The 20,431-nt window shown below is 64.5% G+C and carries 12 protein-coding genes; 10 read left to right on the forward strand and 2 right to left on the reverse strand.

What is annotated here, in order from left to right; genetic code table 11:
• Positions 1-6: 6 nt before the first annotated feature.
• The 9 genes from DID96_RS04275 (at position 7) to DID96_RS04315 (ending at position 17,001) form a co-directional block, all read left to right on the forward strand.
• Positions 7-8,619 (forward strand): Ig-like domain-containing protein, encoded by an 8,613-nt coding sequence (locus tag DID96_RS04275; RefSeq protein ID WP_185732167.1) that lies wholly within the window; start codon positions 7-9, stop codon positions 8,617-8,619.
• A complete protein-coding gene (locus DID96_RS04280; RefSeq protein WP_124598002.1) occupies positions 8,616-9,119 on the forward strand; it encodes a hypothetical protein in 504 nt (167 codons plus the stop codon). The genes DID96_RS04275 and DID96_RS04280 overlap by 4 nt, the downstream gene beginning before the upstream one ends.
• A 63-nt stretch (positions 9,120-9,182) precedes the next feature.
• A complete protein-coding gene (locus DID96_RS04285; protein WP_124598003.1) occupies positions 9,183-10,022 on the forward strand; it encodes an outer membrane lipoprotein-sorting protein in 840 nt (279 codons plus the stop codon).
• Positions 10,023-10,027: 5 nt separating this feature from the next.
• A complete protein-coding gene (locus DID96_RS04290; protein WP_124598004.1) occupies positions 10,028-10,864 on the forward strand; it encodes a hypothetical protein in 837 nt (278 codons plus the stop codon).
• Positions 10,861-12,558: a c-type cytochrome gene (locus DID96_RS04295; RefSeq protein ID WP_124598005.1), complete on the forward strand. Its 1,698-nt coding sequence runs from the start codon at positions 10,861-10,863 to the stop codon at positions 12,556-12,558. Before DID96_RS04290 ends, DID96_RS04295 begins: the two co-directional genes overlap by 4 nt.
• 172 nt (positions 12,559-12,730) lie before the next feature.
• Complete coding sequence (locus DID96_RS04300; protein ID WP_185732168.1) at positions 12,731-14,119, forward strand: cytochrome C; 1,389 nt, start codon at positions 12,731-12,733, stop codon at positions 14,117-14,119.
• A gap of 156 nt (positions 14,120-14,275) precedes the next feature.
• A complete protein-coding gene (locus DID96_RS04305) occupies positions 14,276-14,947 on the forward strand; it encodes a cytochrome c (protein ID WP_124598006.1) in 672 nt (223 codons plus the stop codon).
• A 155-nt stretch (positions 14,948-15,102) separates the two neighbouring features.
• Complete coding sequence (gene ccsB, locus DID96_RS04310) at positions 15,103-16,341, forward strand: c-type cytochrome biogenesis protein CcsB (protein ID WP_124598007.1); 1,239 nt, start codon at positions 15,103-15,105, stop codon at positions 16,339-16,341.
• 150 nt (positions 16,342-16,491) lie between these two features.
• Positions 16,492-17,001: a DUF1269 domain-containing protein gene (locus tag DID96_RS04315; RefSeq protein ID WP_124598008.1), complete on the forward strand. Its 510-nt coding sequence runs from the start codon at positions 16,492-16,494 to the stop codon at positions 16,999-17,001.
• A gap of 147 nt (positions 17,002-17,148) precedes the next feature.
• Here DID96_RS04315 and DID96_RS04320 read toward each other — a convergent pair whose 3' ends face one another.
• A complete protein-coding gene (locus tag DID96_RS04320) occupies positions 17,149-17,781 on the reverse strand; it encodes a lytic transglycosylase domain-containing protein (protein WP_124598057.1) in 633 nt (210 codons plus the stop codon).
• Positions 17,782-18,328: 547 nt separating this feature from the next.
• On the opposite strand from DID96_RS04320, the gene DID96_RS04325 reads away from it, so the two are divergent.
• Positions 18,329-19,114 (forward strand): response regulator transcription factor, encoded by a 786-nt coding sequence (locus tag DID96_RS04325; protein ID WP_124598009.1) that lies wholly within the window; start codon positions 18,329-18,331, stop codon positions 19,112-19,114.
• Between the two features lie 36 nt (positions 19,115-19,150).
• Here DID96_RS04325 and DID96_RS04330 read toward each other — a convergent pair whose 3' ends face one another.
• The gene (locus DID96_RS04330; protein ID WP_124598010.1) at positions 19,151-20,281 is read right to left on the reverse strand and encodes a histidine kinase; all 1,131 of its coding nucleotides are present in this window, start codon (positions 20,279-20,281) and stop codon (positions 19,151-19,153) included.
• Positions 20,282-20,431 lie beyond the last annotated feature (150 nt).

Here is a 20,431-nt window from a genome sequence, read left to right on the forward strand (position 1 = left end):
AAGGCGATGAGGTCCATCAAGCTCACAGCGACGCTCCTTGATCTGTTCAAGGCAGGGGTCGCGGCATCGATGTTGCTGTCGGCCGGCGACGCATGTTTCGCACAGGCGGCCGCCCCGCAGCCGGCGGTCGTCAATCTGACGGCAAAAGCCTCCACCGCGCTGTTGCCGGACGGACAGTCCGTGCCGATGTGGGGTTACACCTGCACGACGGCTGCCAACGCAACGGTGCCGGCCGCGAATGCGACCTGCGCGGCGGCAAATACGACCGCCGGCGCGAACTGGTCGCCGGTGGTGATTACCGTGTCGGCCGGGCCGTTGCAGATCAACCTGACGAACAACCTGCCGACCCCGGTGCCGACGTCGCTCGTCATCGTCGGGCAACTGGGCGGCGGGCTGGGCGACCATGCGACGTCCGTAGCGAGTCCGGTGCATCCGACGCAAACCGCGACGACCTGGCCGATCGTCACGTCTACCTCATCTGCGCCGACCGCGTACACGTCGCCACCCGCGGCATTCACGCCACCCTCGCAAGGGCCTCGCGTCCAGTCGTTCGCAACCGAGGTGGCGCCGACGACCGATCCGAAGGCGTACACGACGCTCACCTGGGCGAACCTCAAGCCCGGAACCTATTTGCTCGAATCGGGCACGCACCCGTCGATCCAGGGGCCGATGGGCCTGTACGGCGTGCTGGTCGTGAAGAGCCCGAGCGTCGCCACCACGACCTGCAAGTCGACGATGGAGGCCTATCCGCAACCGGCGACCTCGAATACGCCGACCTGCTATGACGCCGACGTACCGCTCGTCATGAGCGAAATCGATCCGGTTCAGAATGCAGCGGTCGCCGCGGCCGTTGCAACCAAAGGCTTCAGCGAAACGGCCGCGTGGTCGGGGCAACCCGGCGGGTGCGGCGATTCGAAGTCCGTGTCGTTCGGCACCTGCTATCCGCCGGCAGTGAACTACGATCCGCGCTATTACCTGATCAACGGCGTCGCGTTCGACCGCACGAACCCGAACGTGTCGGCCTTTCCACCGAGCGCGACCGTGACGGCATCGACCGGGCAGATCCTCGTGCGCCTCGTGAACGCCGGCCTGCGCATGCACATTCCCGCGGTGGTCGGCGCGCAAACGGGCGCCGCGTCGCCTGTTCCCGGGTTCTCGCTCATCGCCGAGGACGGCAACCTGCTGCCTGGTAATCCGCGCATTCAGAATTCCGTGTTCATGGCCGCCGGCAAGACGAGCGACGTGATCGTGAACGCGCCGGCCGCGGGAGTGTTGCCTGTGTACGACCGCGAGCTGAGCCTGTCGACCAACAATCTCCGCGACGGCGGGATGCAAGGTTACATCGCGGTCAACAACGCGATGCCGTCGGCAACCGCAGGCATCGGTGAAACCCCGTCCACCACGCCCGCAACCTACTACTTCGTGCCGAACGTGACCCTGACGGTCTCGGACCCGGCCAAGGGGGTGATCGCGAGCGATACTGGCGTATACGGTGTGACGCTCGCGACCGCGCCTAAATTCGCTGTCCCTAACGGTTTCACCCTGAACACTGACGGCACGTTCACCTATCTTTCCGCCGGCACGACCGACGACACCTTCACCTATCAATCGACGAACGGCGCGAAAGCGGCGACGGGGATGGTGACGGGGACGGTAACGCTGAAGGCCTGCACCAGCAGCAACGGTTGCATGTCGATGCCAACGGCGGGCAACGCCAGCTTCACGAGCAACATCGCATTGCAAATGCAGGTCGGCGCGCCCGGCGTGCTCGCCAGCGCGAGCGATCCGGCCGGGCTGCCGCTCACGGCGCAGCTCGTCGGGACGACGCAGAACGGCACTGTGACGCTGAATCCGGACGGATCGTTTACTGCCACGCCGACGACGCCGCCGCTTGCCACCAGCAACGCAGCTGCGCAGACGGTAACGTTCCAGTACAAGGTCACCAATACGCAAAAGGTGCAAAGCACGACCACGGGAACAGTGACAGTCACCTTCAATCCCGGTAGCGGGCTCGTGGTCAACGTGATGGATGCGCCGAGCATGGCGCCCGATGCCGTGTTCCCCAACAAGGCGGTCAAGCTCACCGACTATCGCTGGATCATCGAGGAAGACCGCACGATGCAGATCGATCCGGCCTGCCAGGTGAACTCGTCGACGGGGCGGCCGTCTTACTGTCCGCCTCTGCCGGTCCCGAGTCTCGGCACGAATTTCCACACGAGCTACATGCCGGTGGTGGCCGCGGGCTGCGTCGGCGTGGTCGCGTGCGAATCCGGCCAGACCGTGTACGACCCGACGCACCAAAAGCATATGGCAGCCGTCTGCGACGTCGGCAACGGCGTGTGCCGCACCACCGGCCTGAACCCCACACAACAGGCGCCCGTCGATCCGAAATACGTCGCGCTCGATCCGACCAAGCACTACTACATCTCGATCATGCCTGGCGACGCCGGCAACACGTTTGTGAACGCCGGCGGCGCACCGTACAACGGCGCGCGGCAGTTCAGCATTGCGCTGGACTGCCCGTCGGGCCCGATCGGCCCGGATTTTGCGCCGGGCACCGGCAAGTGCGGGCACAGCATGGGCGGCGCGCCGATCGCGCCCGCGCAGATCGCGGCCGCGCGGGCCGGACAGACCGCGGCCGGACAAGCAGGGCAACTCAACGTGCTGCTGACGGAAACGCCGTATCAGACCGCGAAGCTCTCGGTGTTCGTGTTCGAGGACGATGCGCCGCTCAACGGTGAAGTGGACGTCAGCGGCGGTTCGGACGGCTTCGGCACGGCGCGTGAACCCGGTCTCGGCGGATTCGAGATCAAGCTCTGGGACGACGCCGGGGGCACGGGCGACCCGACCGGGCAGATGACCTACGACATGTTCAACATGCCGCTGTCGAATTCGCTGCAGGGCACCATCGACCCGCTCACCGGGCTCAACGCATGCCCGATCACGGCGCAGGCCGGCGGCCTGGTCGGCATGATCCCGACCTGCCCGAAATACGAATCCGACGGCAAGACGCTGTCGCCGCTCGTCGGTCAGGCCGTCATTGCGAACCTGATGCCGGGCCGCTACGGCGTGATCGCGACGCCGGCGGCTGACCGGATCGGCCGCGGGGAGGAATGGCTGCAGACCAACACGCTCGACGGACAGAAGGCGCATGACGCGTTCATCAAGGTCGGCGGGCCCGCGTACTTCCAGGAGTTCGGGCCGGCCGGCTATCACGTGTCGATCGGCTTCGCGAATCCGCAGACCATCAACGCGCGGCGGACCAATGCGTCGAAGACAGGTCTGTGCGACACGGGCCCGTGCCCGAACACGATCACGGGCACCGTCACGAACCTGCACTACAGCCGTCCGCCGAACGAAAACCTGTACAGCAGCGGGTCGCACGATTCGCTGGCCTTCTCGCAGTGCTACGTGAGCGTCGGCGACCCCGACGGCGAGGATTACGGCTTCACGAAATGCGACGACAAGGGCAAGTTCACGATCAGCAACCTGCCCAGCGGCACGACGCGCATCACGATCTTCGATCAATGGAACGACCAGATCGTCGACGGGCTCGCGAAGGCGGTGCAGCTTCCTGCTGCCAACGGGAGCACGACGGTCGACCTTGGCGAGATTCCGGTGCTTCAGTGGCAGACGAACCTCTATACACGGACCTTCATTGACAAGAACCTGACAGGCATCTGGGACGAAACCAACGACGCGCCCATCGCACTGGCCTCGGTCAATATGCGGTTTCGCGACGGCAGCTTCTCGAACTTCAACAATACGGACGCCAACGGCATCGCGCCGTTCAACGAAGTGTTTCCGCTGTTCAACTGGTACGTGGTGGACGACGACATGACGCGCTATGCGCCGACAGGCACGCACGTGGTCTATGACGCGGGCGGCGTGGTCGACAGCACCACGGTGCCGGGCGCCCGGACGTCGACGATTGCCGCGAACCTCGCGAACACGGCCGAGCGCTTCTCGCTGCCGGCAAACCTGCAGGTGCCGGGTGCCCGGTACTGCGCGGACGCAGACTGCAGCACCACCGGCACCGGTTCGACCGGCCGGGTCGATCCGCCGTGGGTGACGTCGGAGGCGTGGCAGGGCTTCTCCGGCCAGAACTCGTTCATCGAGTACGGCAAGAGACTGTTTGCGCCGAATGAGAACGGCGGGATCCGCGGCGAGGTGATCTACGCATCGACGCGGCCGTTCGACGATCCGACGCTGCTCATCCACACGAAATGGACGCCCGACGTGCCGAACGTCACGGTGAACCTGTACCAGGAGGGCACCGCCACGGACGGCACCACGAACCTGACGCTGGTGGACACGACCAAGACATCGAGCTGGGACGACTGGGCGCAGGGCTTCCGCGCCGACAAGGTGACGCCGAACATGAACTGCCCGGGACAGGATCCGAACGACCCGTTCATGTTCACGCTGCAGAAGAGCACCAACTGGCTCGATCCGCTGCATCGTCAGTTGCCCTCGAGCGCGCAATACAAGTGCTATGACGGCATGCACGTGTTCAACCAGATCCAGCCGGCGCCGTATGACGGAGCGTACAAGTTCCCGAGCGTGACGGCGACGGATTCAAGCGGCAAGCCGACGGCAACGGGGACGAATTGCAAGATCTGCACGACGAACCTGAATCCCGTCGACCATACGCCGATGCTGCCTCCGGGCAAGTACGTGGTCGAGATCATCGTGCCGCCGGGCTACGAACTGGTGAAGGAGGAGGACAAGAACATCCTGATCGGCGACAACTACATCGCGCCGGTGACGCAGCAGTTCGGCGGGATCGGCAACATCTTCATCCTCCCCGACCAGGCTGCGGTGAACTCGACCTACAACATCAACAACGCGCAGAACCCGACCACGAACCTCGGTTCGACGCCGCATGCCGAAGGCGACACCGGCAGCGTCGAGCGGTTCTGGCCGTGCGTCGGCGCGCTGCGCATCGTGCCGGACTACATCAGCCTGTTCCCGGGATCGCAGGAGGTCGCGCCGTTCGCGGGTGCATCGCGGCATCTGTGCGATCGCAAGGAAGTGGTGCTCACGAACGAGGAATCGGTGCTCGCGAAGTTCTGGATCTTCAGCTCGACGCATGTGTCCGCGCACTATACGGGCTTCATGCTCGACGACTTCTCGTCGGAGTTCGATCCGTATTCGCCGCAGTTCGGCGAGAAGTTCGCGGTGCCGAACGTGCCGGTTTCGTTCAAGGATTTCTCCGGCAATGAAATCTCGCGCACGTATTCGGATCAATGGGGCATCTACAACGGGCTGACGTTCTCGACCTGGGAAGTCAATCCTCCGAACCCGACCGGCTATGCACCGACGATGATGGTCGCGTGCATGAACGACCCGGGCCCGATCCCCGATCCAAAGAACCCCGGCAAGACGATTGCCGATCCGATGTACAACCCGGCATACAGCCAGTTCTGCTACGAGATTCCGTTCATGCCTGGACAGACGCAGTACATGGATACGCCGGTGGTGCCGGTGCAGGCCTTCGCTGACGGATACAACCAGCCCGACTGTGCGTATCCGGATGCGACGCCCGCGATCTCGAGCGCGAACGGCGACGGTGTGGGCCCGTGGGTCAGCGCACCCGGCAAGACGCTGACGATCACCGCGCTGGGCGACCAGCAGGTGCCGAACAATGCGTACTCGGGACCTAGCACGCCCACGCCGCCGTTCAACCAGAAGTTCATCACGCGCCACTACGGCTTCGGAGGTACGCAGGGAAAGGTGACGATCGCAGGTGTCAATGCGCATGTCGTGAGGTGGAGCGACCAGACGATCGTCGTCAATGTGCCCGACCTGAGCATCCCGCTCCCGCCGACGATGAAGGCACCCTCGACCTGCACGATCCAGCAGATGGGCGTGACTACACCGACACAGTGCGGCGAGCTCGTGATCACGGCCAGCAACGGCAAGCGGTCGATCGACACGGTCACCGTGACGATCGGCGGCAAGGCGCCGACCTACGTCAACGGCGAGAACGGCGCGAACAACGCGATCCAGAGCGCGATCGACAGCGCGAACGCGGGCGACCTGATCGTCGTCGGTCCGGGGACGTACAACGAGATGCTGGTGATGTGGAAGCCGGTCCGGCTGCAAGGTGTCGGCGCGCCGTCGGTGACGGTCAACGCGAACACGCATCCGTCGGGCAAGCTGGATCCGTGGCGCAGGCTGATCGCGTGCCTGTTCGGCACGTCGCTGAACGGCGGGCCGATTACGGCCAACAACCCGTATGATCCGTCCGGCACCTATCAGAACCAGTGCACGGCGGACAAGCAGGGCCACGCGGATCCGATCCCGTTCGAGCCGACCATCGGTTGGGACGGCATGCAAAACGGCAACCTCGGCGAACTGCTGATGGAGCCGTCACTGATGGGTGCGTATGAAGGCGCGGGCATCACGGTGCTGGCGAAGGGCGTGCAGCCGAGCACGGACTGCAAGGCAAACGGCATCTGCACGCCGCTCAAGACGAGCGATTGCACGACGGACAAGAACAACCCGAACTACAGCAGCTTCATCTGCAATCCGTCGCGCATCGACGGGATCACGTTCACCAACAGCTCGCAAGGCGGCGGCGGGATCTTCCTGCATGGCTGGAACCATTACACGGAGGTATCGAACAACCGCGTGACAGGCAATGCCGGCACGCTGACGGGCGGCATCACGATCGGCCAGGTCGAGGTGCCGGACGGGTCCATCGCGCCGGACGGCGTGACGCAACTGCCGTTCCTGTACAACACGAACGTCAACGTCCATCACAACGCGGTCACGTCGAACGCTTCGTATGGGGACGAAATCAATTCGACCACGCCAGCGTCGGCCGGCGGCGTGACCTTCTGCTCGGGTGCCGACTACTACCACTTCAACTACAACTGGGTATGCGGTAACGTCAGCGGCGGTGACGGCGGCGGCGTCGCGCACTTCGGGTTCAGCTACAACGGCGACCTGTCGCACAACGTGGTGTTGTTCAACCAGAGCAACAACCCGACGCTCCCGACATATGGCGGAGGCATGATCGTGGAAGGCGTGCCGCCTGACGGCACGTTCTGCGAGAACTCCACCGTCGACGTCGATTGCGCGCCGCAGCTGTCCGACGGCGTCGGCCCGGATATCCTGGTCGACGGCAACCTGATCATGGGCAACACCGCGGAAAGCGGGAAGGGCGGCGGCCTGCGGCTGCAGAACGTCAACGGCACGGATGTGCAGCGCAACCTCGGCAACCCGCAGAAGTGGTATCGGGTCAACGTGATCAACAACATCATCGCGGACAACGTGGCAGGCTGGTCGGGCGGCGGCGTATCGCTGCAGGATGCGTTGCGCGTGAACTTCATCAACAACACGGTGATCGCGAACGATGCGACGGCGTCGGCGGGCGTGCTCTTCAATACGCCGGCTGCGTCGCAATCGAACGTGCTGCCGCCGGGATGCACGACCAGCCCGAACAGCTCGGAAACGACGTGCACGAGCTACATCGAGAAGTCGACGCCGCAGCCGGCCGGCCTGGAGACCGCACCCAACTCGCAGCTCCTCATGGCCGCGCTCACGCCGCCCGTGGGCTTCACCGGGACCGTCGGGTGTCCGGTGCGAAACGACCTGACCTGCAAGAAGTTCTCGAACCCGGTGCTGACCAACGACCTGTTCTGGCAAAACCGCTCGTTCTATATCTCGGTGAGCGCGAAACCGGACCCGACCATCCCGGGCGTGCAGAACGCGGTCACGTTGAACCCGGTGCTGAACCAGAAGGGAACGTCGACCGGCTTCTGCGTGACGGGTGGCACGACTCCGCCCGCCTACTGGGACATCGGCGCGTACGGCGATACGGGGCCCGGCAACCACAGTTCGGGGCTAACGATGACGCCGCAGCACTCGATCCTGACCAGCACGCAAGGTTACGCAGGGAACGGCAACATTGCGAAGAACCCGCAGACGATCGGCCAGTACTGCAACGGCTCGCGCGTGCCGCCGGAACTCAACGGAAACGGCTTTGCCGTGCCGCCCGGGATTGCCGACGCGGTGCTGCCGAACCCGTTGTTCGGGTTGATGCCGACGGCGACGCCCGATGAAGGCAACCAGTGGATCAACATGTCGTACGGACCGTTGTCGCTGTTCAACGAGGCGCTGGCGGGCAAGCCTGGCTATAACGTGATGATGGGCAACTACTCGATCCAGAGCACGTCGCCGGCGATCGGCGCAGCCACGGGAGCCGGCGCACCGAATCACGACATCTTCGGCACGCCACGTCCACAAGGCTTGCAAGGCCAACAGGGGCAACAAGGGCAACAAGGGCAACAGGGACAAGACAGCGGTTACGACATCGGCGCGGTCGAGTTCGTGCGGTCCGGGGCGCTCGGCAGCAACCCGATCGATCCGCTCGCGTTGGGGAGTCAGCCGTCCGGCCTGGCCAGCCTTCTCCCGCAGATCCTCGCGCCAGTGGCGGCACCGCTCAACAACGTGCGGCTTCCGGCGCCAGCGGCGTTGCCGGTCATTAACGTGCCGGTTCCCGCGCCGGCGGCGGTGCCGGTCATTAACGTGCCGGCCCCCGCGATTAACGTGCCGGCACCCGCGCCATTGCCAGCGGCGCTCAACAACGTATTGGGAACGCTGCCATGAAGCGCGCGCCCCTCCACATGGCAACGGCGCTGCTGCTCGCGAGCGGCGCCTGCCTCGCCACGGTCCGGCCTCTGCCGGCCGCGGCCGGGCAGGCCGGGCAGGGCACGCCGGCCGCTCGCGTGCACTCGCCGTACGCGCCCGTGAGCCTGCCGCGAGAGGCGAAGGCGTATTACCAATTGGCGAAAGGCATCAGCGACCTGCACGTGCGCAGCACCGCATCGGGCAACCTGATCCGCTTCAGCTACCGGGTGACCGATCCGCAGAAGGCGCAGCAACTCGCCGACCCCAAGGCAACTGCCTATCTGTACGGGGAAGCGAGCCACGCGATGCTCGTGGTTCCGGTGATGGACCAGATCGGTGCGCTGCGACAGTCGGGCCAGCTGGAGGCGGGTCAGGAGTACTGGATGGTGTTTTCCAACAAGGGAGGGCCGATCAAGCGCGGCGACCGGGTCAGCGTGCTGGTCGGTTCGCTCCATATCGACGGTCTGGTGGTCGAGTAATCACACCCAAGCGCAGCAGGCCGCACGGCGGGGGCCGGCGGATTGCCTGCGAGGAGACAAGTCATGAACCGGTTTCTTTTCAAGTCGATCCCGGCGGCGTGCGTCGCCGGCATTTTGGCTTGCAGCCAGGCCGCCTTCGCGGCATCGGCAGCGGGGAATGCCCAGGCGCCATCGGCATCGCATCTGAGCGTGGCGCAGATCGTCGAACGCAATGTCGCGGCCCGCGGAGGGCTGCAGGCGTGGCGAGCGGTGTCGTCGATGAAGATGACGGGCGAGCTCGATGCGGGCGGCAAAAAGAACGTCAAGCTGCCGTTCACGCTGACGTTGAAGCGTCCGCACAAGAGCCGGCTCGAAATCCAGTTCGAGCAGCAGACGGCGCTGCAGGTGTTCGACGGCGCGCAAGGCTGGACCGTCAAGCCGTTCCTCGGACGCAACGAGGTCGTGCCGTATACGCCGGCGCAGCTCAAGTCCGCCGCCGCATCCGCCGAGCTCGACGGCCCGTTGATCGACTACGCGAACAAGGGCACGACGATCCAGGCGCTCGGCACCGAGCAGGTGGAAGGCCACCGCGCGTACGTGCTGAAGCTGACGACGAAGGAAGGCGCGGAGCGCCGCCTGTGGGTCGATGCGGCGAGCTTTCTCGAACTGAAGATCGAAGGCGAGCCGCGCGTGCTCGACGGCAAGACGCACAGCGTTGCCGTCTTCTATCGCGATTACAAGAAGGAGAACGGCGTCGTCGTGCCGCACACGCTCGAGACTGTCGTCAGCGGCGTCAAGCAGACGCACAAGATCACGATCGACCATGTCGCGATGAACCAGCCGGCCGACGACACGCTGTTCGGCAAGCCGCCGCTCTCCTTTGCCAAGGTGACGAGCCAAGCGCCCGATATCCGGACGAGGTGAAGGCCATGACACGAATCCGATCGTGGGTGGTCGCCGCCTGCGCGGCGGCGGCCTTGTGTGCGTGCGAGCAAATACCGGGGCAAGGTCTGAGTGCGGACCAGGTCGTCGAGAAGAACATCGCGGCGCGAGGTGGGCTCGACGCGTGGCGCAACATCCAGACGATGGTCTGGTCGGGCCATGTGGACAGCGCGAACTCGCCGGTGCGGGACATGCCGTTCATCCTCGCGATGAAACGCCCGAACAAGACGCGCTTCGAGATCACCGTGTACAACCAGAAGGCCGTGCGCGTGTTCGACGGCCACGAAGGCTGGAAGCTGGGCGCGCGCAGCGGGGGCGGCGCAAACGTGCGGCCTTATACGGTGGACGAACTGACGTCCGCGCGCGACGAGCAGGTGATCGACGGGCTGCTGATCGACCATGACGCGAAGGGCGTCGGCGTGACGCTGGACGGCGTCGATCAGCTGGACGGGCACAGTGCGTATCGCCTTGCGGTGAAGCTGCCTTCCGGCGCGATTCGCCATCTGTGGATCGACGGCCAGACGTTCCTGGACGTGAAGGCCGACCGCCAGGTGCGCAGCCCGCGCGGCGTGGTCACGGTCGAGATGACCTACAGCAACTACAAGCGTATCGACGGGTTGCAGATACCGCTGAAAATCGAAAGCGGTGCGGCGGCGTCGCCGAACAAGGACACGCTGTTCATCGACAAGGTGACGCTGAACCCGCCGCTCGACGACATGATCTTCGCCCGGCCCGCAACGCCGGGGCAGCGCCGTCCGGTTTCGATCGATGCCAACGCGGCACCGGCGCAGCCGGCCACCGGCCATCCGACGCCACAGCCATGAACGGCATCCGCCAGCGACTGCGCGCTCTCGTGGGCGCGCGCCCGCTCGCGTCGCGCATGCTCGTGCGGTGCATGCTGCTGGCCGCGCTGAGCGTGATCGCGGGCGAGGCGGCCTGCGGCGAGGTGGCGGCGACTATCGCACCGCTGGATGCGGGGGAGGCCATTTTCCAGCGCGGCATTCTCGGCTCGGGCGAGCCGCTCGAAGCAGTGCACGCAGACGGCGTGCGCCTGCACGGCGCCGCCGCCGCGTGCATCAATTGTCACCGGCGCAGCGGTCTGGGCTCGAAGGAAGGCAACAACACGATCCCGCCGATCACGTGGCGCTACCTGGTTCATCCGCGCGCGCAAACCGCGGAGGATCTCGACATTCCGTATGTTACGGGCATGCGCACCGATCGCGAGCCGTACACACAAGAATTGCTCGCGAGAGCGATACGCGAAGGAGTCGACTCGGAAGGCCGGCCGCTCGGCAACCTGATGCCGCACTACGCGCTCAGCGACGCCGACATGGCTGCGCTGACCGGCTATCTGCAACGCCTCGACCAGCACAAGCCGTCGGGCGTGACGGACACGGTGCTGCATTTCGCGACGATCGTCACGCCCGATGCGGACCCGGTGAAGCGGGCGGGCATGCTCGACGTGCTTCAGCATTACTTCGCGGAAAAGAATACGTTTCCGTTCGGCACGACGCCGGCGCTGCGCTCGACGCGCAAGATGATGTTCATGGTCAATCGCCGCTGGGAACTGCACGTGTGGGAGCTCAAGGGGCCGCCCGACACGTGGCATGAGCAGTTGAGACAGTTTCTCGCGCGACAACCCGTGCTGGCCGTCGTGTCGGGACTGGGCGGCCGGAACTGGGCGCCCGTCCACGACTTCTGCGAACAGGAGGCCGTGCCTTGCCTGTTTCCGAACGTCGAAGTGCCGGTCGGGACGGATCACGACTTCTATTCCGTGTACTTCTCGAGGGGCGTGCTGCTCGAGGCCGATCTGATCGCGAAGCGCATTCTCGACGAAGCCGATACAAGGCCGGCGCCAAAAGCGGTGAAGAAGGTGTGGCAGGTCTATCGCGCGGGCGACAACGGCGAGCGGGGCGCACAGGCGCTGGCTGCGGCGCTGAAAGGCCACGGCATCGCGGTGTCGAACCACGTGCTCGCCCGCGGCGACAGCGTCGCACACGCGTTGCATCGGATATCGCGCGACGACGTGCTCGTGCTGTGGCTGCGGCCGCCCGACATCGCGGCGCTCGACCATGTGCAGCCCGTGTCGGACACGGTCTTCATGTCGGGGCTCCTCGGCGGGCTCGACAACACGCCGTTGCCGACGAGCTGGCGCGGCGTGACGCGGCTCGCGTACCCGTTCGACTTGCCCGAAGGACGGCGCGTGCGCGTCGACTTTGCGTTCGGCTGGTTCACGATCCGGCAGATCCCGATGGTCGCGCCGCAGGTGCAGGCGGACACGTATCTCGCGTGCGGCCTGCTCGCCGAGACGCTCAGCCATCTGGTCGACGCGTTCGTACGCGAGTACCTCGTCGAGCGCATCCAGGACATGCTCGAACGCCGCATCCTGACCGGCTACTATCCGCGCCTGACGCTCGCGTCCGGACAAACCTTCGCGTCGAAGGGCGGCTATATCGTGCGGTTCGCCGGGCCGGATCGCATGAAAGTCTCGGCTGACGGGGACTGGATCGTCCCTTGATCGCTTCCTGAGCAGCCACGTTGCGCGCGGATCGGGTAGAAATCAGATCGTAATAAGAGGGGGTTGCCCCATGCCGCCTCCGGTCGGCTGCTCGCACAATGAAGACACCATGTGACGTTCGAACGTCACGCCGGAGCGTAACGACACAGGGCGTTGGGGGAGGGAATCAGCCATGACAAGCATTCTTGTCGGCCGTGGCACGCGACATCACTGGCTACGTCGTGGCTGGACGGTCGTGCTCGCGGCGCTCGCATTGCTGCAGGTGTCCATCGCACAGGCGCTGCCGATCTTCGCGCGCCAGACCGGACAAAGCTGCGTCGCCTGTCATGCCGGTGGGCAGTTCCCGGAACTCACGCCGTATGGGCGCATGTTCAAGCTGAACGGCTATACGCTCGGCGAGCGCACGATTCCGATCGCCGCGATGGCCGTCGGCGACCTGAGCAAGACGAGAGCCAACAGCGACGCGAACGGCAATCCGATCACGCCGAAGAATGGCCTGCCGATTTTCGATTTTGCGAGCGTGTTCCTCGCCGGAAAGATCACCGACAAGATCGGCGGCTTCGCTCAGTTCACCTATGCGAACTACGATCATCAGGACCCCGGCAGCGGGAAATGGAAAGGTTGGTGGGCATCGGACAACACCGATTTCCGCTTCGTCGACCGGATCATGTCGCCGTCGAACGATCTGATCCTCGGCCTGACGCTGCACAACAATCCGACCGTGCAGGACGTCTTCAACACCGCGCCGGCCTGGAGCTATCCGTACGTCGGGTCGGCGATCAGCCCGGTTGCCGGCGTTCCGGCCACGCCGATCATCGAAGGGGGCCTCGCGATGCAGGTCGTCGGCACGGGTGCGTACCTGTACTGGAACAAGACGGTTTATGCCGAGCTGACCGCATACAGCACGGCCGACGGCATCTGGTCGTTCCTGAGCAAGGGCAACCGGGCAGGGAACCCGGACCACCCGCAGACCTATCTGCGCGGCTACAACCCGTATGCGCGCATTGCACTGACGCACGACTGGGGGCCCCATAGCGTGATGGTTGGTGCGTTCGGGTTCAGCGTCAACGTCTATCCGAACGACCCGAACAATTTCCCGATTTTCGGCACGGGTGCGACACGCTATCGCGACTACGGCTTCGACGCGCAGTACCAGTACCTGCTGGAACCGCACACGGTCACCGCGCAGGCGCGCTACGTGCGTGAAAACATTCACGATCCGAACAATTTCGTGCTGGCCGACAACACGGCGGCGAATCTCAACTCGCTGCGGCTCAAGGCGTCGTACATCTACCAGGCCAAATACGGCGTGAGCCTGTCGTTCTTCAATACGACCGGCACGCCGGACAGCACGCTGTACTCGGCCAGCGCGAATTTCCATCCGAACACGCAGGGCTGGACGCCGGAAATCTTCTGGATACCCGTTCAGTACGTGCGCGTCGGCCTGCAATACACGCATTTCACCAAGTTCCTCGGTGCGACCACCAACTACGACGGCAACGGGCGCAATGCGAGGGACAACGACACGCTGTTTCTCTATCTATGGGTCGCTTCGTTCTGACATCCCGTCCGGCGTTTCCCGTGCGCCCGGCCGACTGGAGCACGCGTAACGAGCGGGCGGCGCGCATCTCGCATCGCGTGTCGATGCGCATGCGCGCCACCGCCGAACGGGATCGATCGAGGGCGCGGCAAAAATCGCGGCAAGGAGGTTCGTAACATGAACAGGATGGCCCATATCGTCTCGCTTGCGATGCTGCTCGCAGGGTCGGCCTGTCACGACCTGGAGCGGTCGCGGCAGATCGACAACGCAGCCGTGTCGGGCAAGACCATCGCGTTGCAGGTGTGCTCGAACTGCCATGGCGCGACCGGCGTGTCGGTGTCGCCGATGTTTCCGAAGCTCGCCGGACAGCGCAAGGAATACCTCGTCGATCAACTGGCCGACTTCAAGAATCACGCGCGTTCCGATCCGAATGCGAAGCGGTACATGTGGGGCTTCACGCATCTGACCGACGCGCAGATCGATGAAATCGCAACGTATTTTTCAAGCCAGCCGACGACGCTCGGCGACGTCGTAGATCTCACGCTCATCAGCGAGGGCAAGGCGATCTTCCTGTCGGGCCTGCCGGACAAGGGCGTCGCGGCGTGCATCGCATGTCACGGCCAGCACGGCGAGGGGGTGGAGCGGTTTCCGCGTCTCGCCGGGCAACATGCGGACTACGTGATAAAGCAGCTCAAGGTCTTCCGTGAAACCGATACACGGCCCCGCGGCAAGATCATGAAGGACGTGTGTGCAAACATGTCGGAGCAGGACATGCGTGCCGTCGCGGCTTACGTCGAGGCATTTCCGCCGGAGGCAGAGGTTTCGACGAGCCCACCGGCCGATCAATGATCGCACTGCACCAGACCAGCGCCGCCTGCGGCACGCGCTGCAGGCCGTATGGACAAAACGGCGCTGGCGGTGATCGTTTCGGTGTCTCGTCTCCCCCGGGGCGGGGCACTGTTTTTTTATTCCGGTAGTACGCGGTTCCATCCTGGTGAATGACCATGAAGGCGATTCAATCCTCTCGTGGAGGTACGGCGCCAGTCGACAGGCCCCCACATCAGCAACACGCCGCGTCGGGCACCGTTCGCGCATCTGCGCCGGACGACGCGCGTCAATTCCGTGTGCGGCAGTTCCTCGCGCGAGTGTCGCCGCTCGACTGGTTGTTCGCGCTCGCGATGGTCGCGGGCGCAGGTTTCGCGCTGTCGCGCTATTACGCGTCCATGAACGACTACGACAGGCTCGTGCTCGCGTGCGCGGTACCGGCGCTCATCACGCTCGGCTGGCGCTGGAAGCCGGCGCAGCTGCTGATGGCGTCGATCGCGGCGCTGTCGTTGCTGTCGATCCAGATCTACCATGGCGACCTCGCGCGCGCGGATTCGGCGTTCTTTCTCAAGTATTTCCTGTCGAGCCAGTCCGCGATCCTGTGGATGAGCGCACTGTTCGTGCTCGCGACGACCTTCTACTGGATCGGCACGCTGGCGCGCGCGGAATCAGGCGGTGCGATCGGCCAGAAGCTCACGTGGGCCGCGGTGCTGATGGGCTTCACCGGCCTGATGGTGCGCTGGTACGAGTCGTACCTGATCGGCACCGACGTCGGCCACATTCCGATTTCGAACCTCTATGAAGTGTTCGTGCTGTTCTGCGTGATCACGGCACTCTTTTACCTCTACTACGAACAGCACTACGGCACGCGTGCGCTCGGCGCATTCGTGCTGCTGATCATCAGCGCCGCGGTGGGCTTCCTGATGTGGTATTCGATCGCGCGCGACGCGCAGCAGATCCAGCCGCTCGTGCCGGCGCTGCAGAGCTGGTGGATGAAGATCCACGTGCCGGCGAACTTCATCGGCTACGGCAGCTTCGCGCTGTCGGCGATGGTGTCGGTCGCGTACCTGATGAAGGAGCGCGGCGTGCTCGCCGATCGGCTGCCAGCGCTCGACGTGCTCGACGACGTGATGTACAAGTCGATCGCGGTCGGCTTCGCGTTCTTCACGATCGCGACGATCCTCGGCGCGCTGTGGGCGGCCGAGGCATGGGGCGGCTACTGGAGCTGGGACCCGAAGGAAACCTGGGCGCTGATCGTGTGGCTGAACTACGCGGCATGGCTGCACATGCGCCAGATGAAAGGCCTGCGCGGCACGGCCGCCGCATGGTGGGCGCTGACCGGGCTCGTCGTCACGACGTTCGCGTTCCTCGGCGTCAACATGTTCCTGTCGGGGCTGCACAGCTACGGCAAACTTTGAAGCGCCCGCGAGATGGCGTCTACTGCGGGCGTCTACTGCGTTCTACCCATGCATTTCGGCGAGTCTTCCCACTACAAGCGGGGGGCGCGCCGGACCAGAATGTCATCAGGAACACCCAGGCATTCCTGACGCACGGTAGGGGTCGTAGCCATGAGACGCGTATATTTCCTGTTGCCGACGCCGCAATGCGCGCAGTCGGTCGTAACCGAGCTTCTGGTGCAGCGAGTCGAGTGGCGGCACATCCACGTGATCGCAAACCACAGCGTGCTGCGCGACGGTTTGCCCGAGGCCACGCTCGCGCAACGCAGCGACCTGCTGCCGTCGCTGGCCCGAGGCACGGCGGTCGGTTGCGCGACCGGGATGCTGCTGGCGCTGCTCGCGCTGGCATTTCCGCCAGCGGGCTTGCCGATCGCCGGCGGCGCCTTCGTGACGATCACGTTGTCCGGCGCCGGCTTCGGCGCATGGGCGGCGTCGATGATTGGCGTCGATGTGCCGAGTTCACGCCTGAAGCGTTTCGAAGAAGGGATCGAGCGCGGCGAGCTGCTGATGATGATCGACATCCCGAAGGATCGCGTCCACGAGATCGAGGAATTGATCAAGCTTCACCATGCCGAAGCGCATCTCCAGGGCGAGGATCCGACCATTCCCGCGTTTCCTTGAGCCGCCTTGAGCCGCCTTGAGCCGCCTTGAGCCGCCTTGGGCCTGTTAACCAGCCGGAGGGGATCGGCACGCGTTGCCGGGCGTCGCCCCGACACGACGCCCGGCAATGCCCGGCAACCTATTCGTGCGCGCTGACGGCACGGATCATCAGCTCGACGCGAGAAGCTGCTTGTAACGCGCAAGCACGCGCGGGACATACTGGCGCGTCTGCGGCAACGACGGGACGCGATAGCCGGCGCGAATCACCGCGTTCTCTCCGGCGTTGTATGCGGCCACCGTGAGCTCGACATTCTCCTTGAACAGGTCGAGCAGGAATCGCAGATACCGCGCGCCGGCGAGCACGTTGTCGCGCGGGTTGAGCATGTCTCCGCTCGAAAACCGTCGCGCGGTGCCCGGCATCAGCTGCATGAGCCCGAGCGCGCCTTTATCCGACACTGCCTTCGGGTTGTATCCCGATTCGACGTCGATCACCGCGCGAAGGAGTTCGGACGGAACGTGAAACGCGCGGCTCGCTTCCTCGATCACGTCCGCGAACAAGGACAGCGCGGCGCCGCCTGACAGCTTCGAAGCCGCATGCTTCGCACCGGGCTCGGCGGGCGGGTCGCCCGCGACGATCACCTTCAGGCTGGCGTTGCCAGGCTCGTTCGTCAGGACAATTGCGCCACTGTGCGTGACCGTGCCGAATATCTGTGCATGCGCAACCGACGACCAAGCCGCGCCGAGCCCCACGCATGCGGCAACGATCGCGATTCCCAGTCGGGATGAAGGACAATGGTGCATCTTCCAGGTCTCCTGCACCTGGATTGTGGTTGATGAAAAATCGGATCGGCAATGGGGCACCTCCCTACACTTCGATTCCGGAATGGCCGTTACGCAAAGCGGTGCAAGATTGTTACATTCAATATGGGCGGTAACGGATGGTAATAAACGAAAATTGACAATCCTTACGGCGCGCTGTTTTTTTCTTCTATTTCCGGCGTCGCAACAGCCAATTTCTTTTCCCCAATCTTGAAAGGCGAGCGGCATTTCCGCTATCCGTAGTCACACTGACGCACCGGAAAAGGTCTACTGATTCAATTGTGAAACACTCCCGACGGGCTGCATCGGTTCGCGGCGGGCACGCCTGAGCGTCATCCCTGCTGCCACTGGTTCGCCACGCAATGGCACGAAGCTTGCGGATGCCAACCGCATAGCAGTCGGTTGTCGGAAATTTCACTTAATAAATTGCGCCGGGAAACACCCGGCGAGAGTTTCCGGAACTGCGCAATCCGTGTCCACGATGAACGGAGCGCAGCAGCCCGGGGGGTGGCAACCGGGAGTTGAAGTCGTGAATACCAAATATCGCGTGGTTATCGCAGAGGACCATGATCTGTTGAGAAATGGCCTGCGATCGATGCTTTGCGCGCAAGGCGATTACGACGTCGTCGGCGAAGCAAGGGATGGCAAGGAGGCGTGTCATCAGGCGATGACGCTCGCCCCCGATCTGATCCTGATGGATCTGTCGATGCGCGGGATGAACGGCATCGATGCGAGCGCAACGATCAAACGACGATCGCCGAACGTGCGGATCGTCGCGCTCACGGTTCACCAGAGCGAGGAGTATGTGCGGGAAGCGCTGCGTGCAGGCGTCGACGGCTACGTGCTCAAGGACGTCTCATTCGACGAGCTGCTGCTCGCGATGCGAACGGTCATGCTGGGCAAGAAGCACCTGAGCGCGGACGTGTACGGGTACATGGTCGACTCGTTCGTGACGGGCCGGGAGATGCCTGCGCCGAGAAAGGCGTGGGACATCCTGACCGCGCGCGAGCGCAGCGTGCTGAAGCTGATTGCGGAAGGGCGCACCAACAGGCAGGTCGGCCAATACCTGAACCTGAGCCCGAAGACGATCGAGAAGTATCGCGCGAGCATGATGCACAAGCTCCATATCGCGAACCTGACGGAGCTGGTGCTCGTCGCGATGAGCATGGGCATGTTGACCACGCTCGCGGCGAAGTGCGCGGAGCCAAATGCGGACGACGTGCCCACGCACCAGACCGACACCGACGCTCAGACGCTAGCCGCCGGCGCGCGCATGCAGATGGACGATTATCCGCTCGGCGAAGCGAAGGGCTGAGGGCTGAGGGCCGAGGGCCGAGCGTGATCGCGTGTGTCAGAGCGCCCAGCGCGCCGAGACGAGCGTGCCGGCCGTCGCCGGCGACACGATCGAAAACGTGCCGCCGTGCGACTCGACGCGGTGCTGCATGCCGATCAGGCCGAGCCCGCTGGTGTGTGCGTCTTCGGTCGTCAGCGGGCGGTTCTCGTAGCCGATGCCATTGTCCTGGATCGTCAGCAGCAGGCCGCCCGCGTCGTGTCGCAAGCCGAGCGCGATTTCGGTGGCCCCCGCATGCTTGACGATGTTGTTGAGCGCCTCCTGTGCGACCCGGAACATGTCCGCCTTCAGATGCTCCGGCACGTCGTCGTCGTCGACGTCGCAATTGAACTCGACCGACAGCACTTCCGCGTCGCGTTCGATACGCCGGCACAGCGACGCCAATGCCGCGGGCAGGCCGAGCTTGTCGAGCATCGGCGGGCGCAGCTCGCCGCATATCTGCCGCACTTCGCCGATCGTCTCGCGGATCCGGAAGACGGTGGCATCGAGCAAGTTCGCGGCGTCTTCGATCTCGCCGCGACGAATGCGCATCAGTGCGTCCTCGTTCATCAGCTTGATGAGCGTCAATGCCTGACCGAGGCCGTCGTGCAGTTCCGCGGCAAGCCGATGGCGTTCCTTCTGCTGGCCCATCGCCAGCCACGTCTGGCAGGTGCGCGCACTCGCATCGGGCGGCTCGGCCGCCTCGCGCGGATCGGACTCGAAGGCCAGGGGTTCTTCGAAAAGCGTCAGCAACAGGCCGACGCCCGCTGCCGTGTCGGGAAGCGCTTGCTGATGCAGCACGAGATGGGCGGGATTGCCGGTTCGCCCGCTGAGCGTCGCCTCGAACGAATGGCACTGGCTGGCGGCGCTCGTCGACAATTCACCTGCCAATTCGGCGCGGGCGTCGTCAGGCGCCATGTCGAACAGATGCTTGCCGATCAGGTCGGCGCTCGAATAGCCCAACAGCGATGCCGTGCTGTGATTGGCCGATACGAAGATTCCGTCGGCCGTGAGAATCGCAAGCGCTGCCCCGCGCGCATCGGTGACGACGGCGCCGCGATTGCTGGAACCGACCGCGCCGCGAAGCTTGCGCATCGCATCGATCAGATCGAGCAGCTTTATCTGCGGCCCGTCAGGCTGGCGTTCAATCATGGGAGCCCCCTGCGCGCGGTTTTCAGGAAACCGTAAGGTTCTGCCATTCTAGGACGCGATCCACGCAAGTCGCAACAGGGTGATTGCGGAGTCGTCATGCGGGGATTTCCCCGCAGCACACTGCGGGTGTTCCAGCAAGCGGACATACCC

The sequence above is a fragment of the Burkholderia sp. Bp8963 genome, assembly GCF_003854275.1.
GTDB lineage: Bacteria > Pseudomonadota > Gammaproteobacteria > Burkholderiales > Burkholderiaceae > Burkholderia.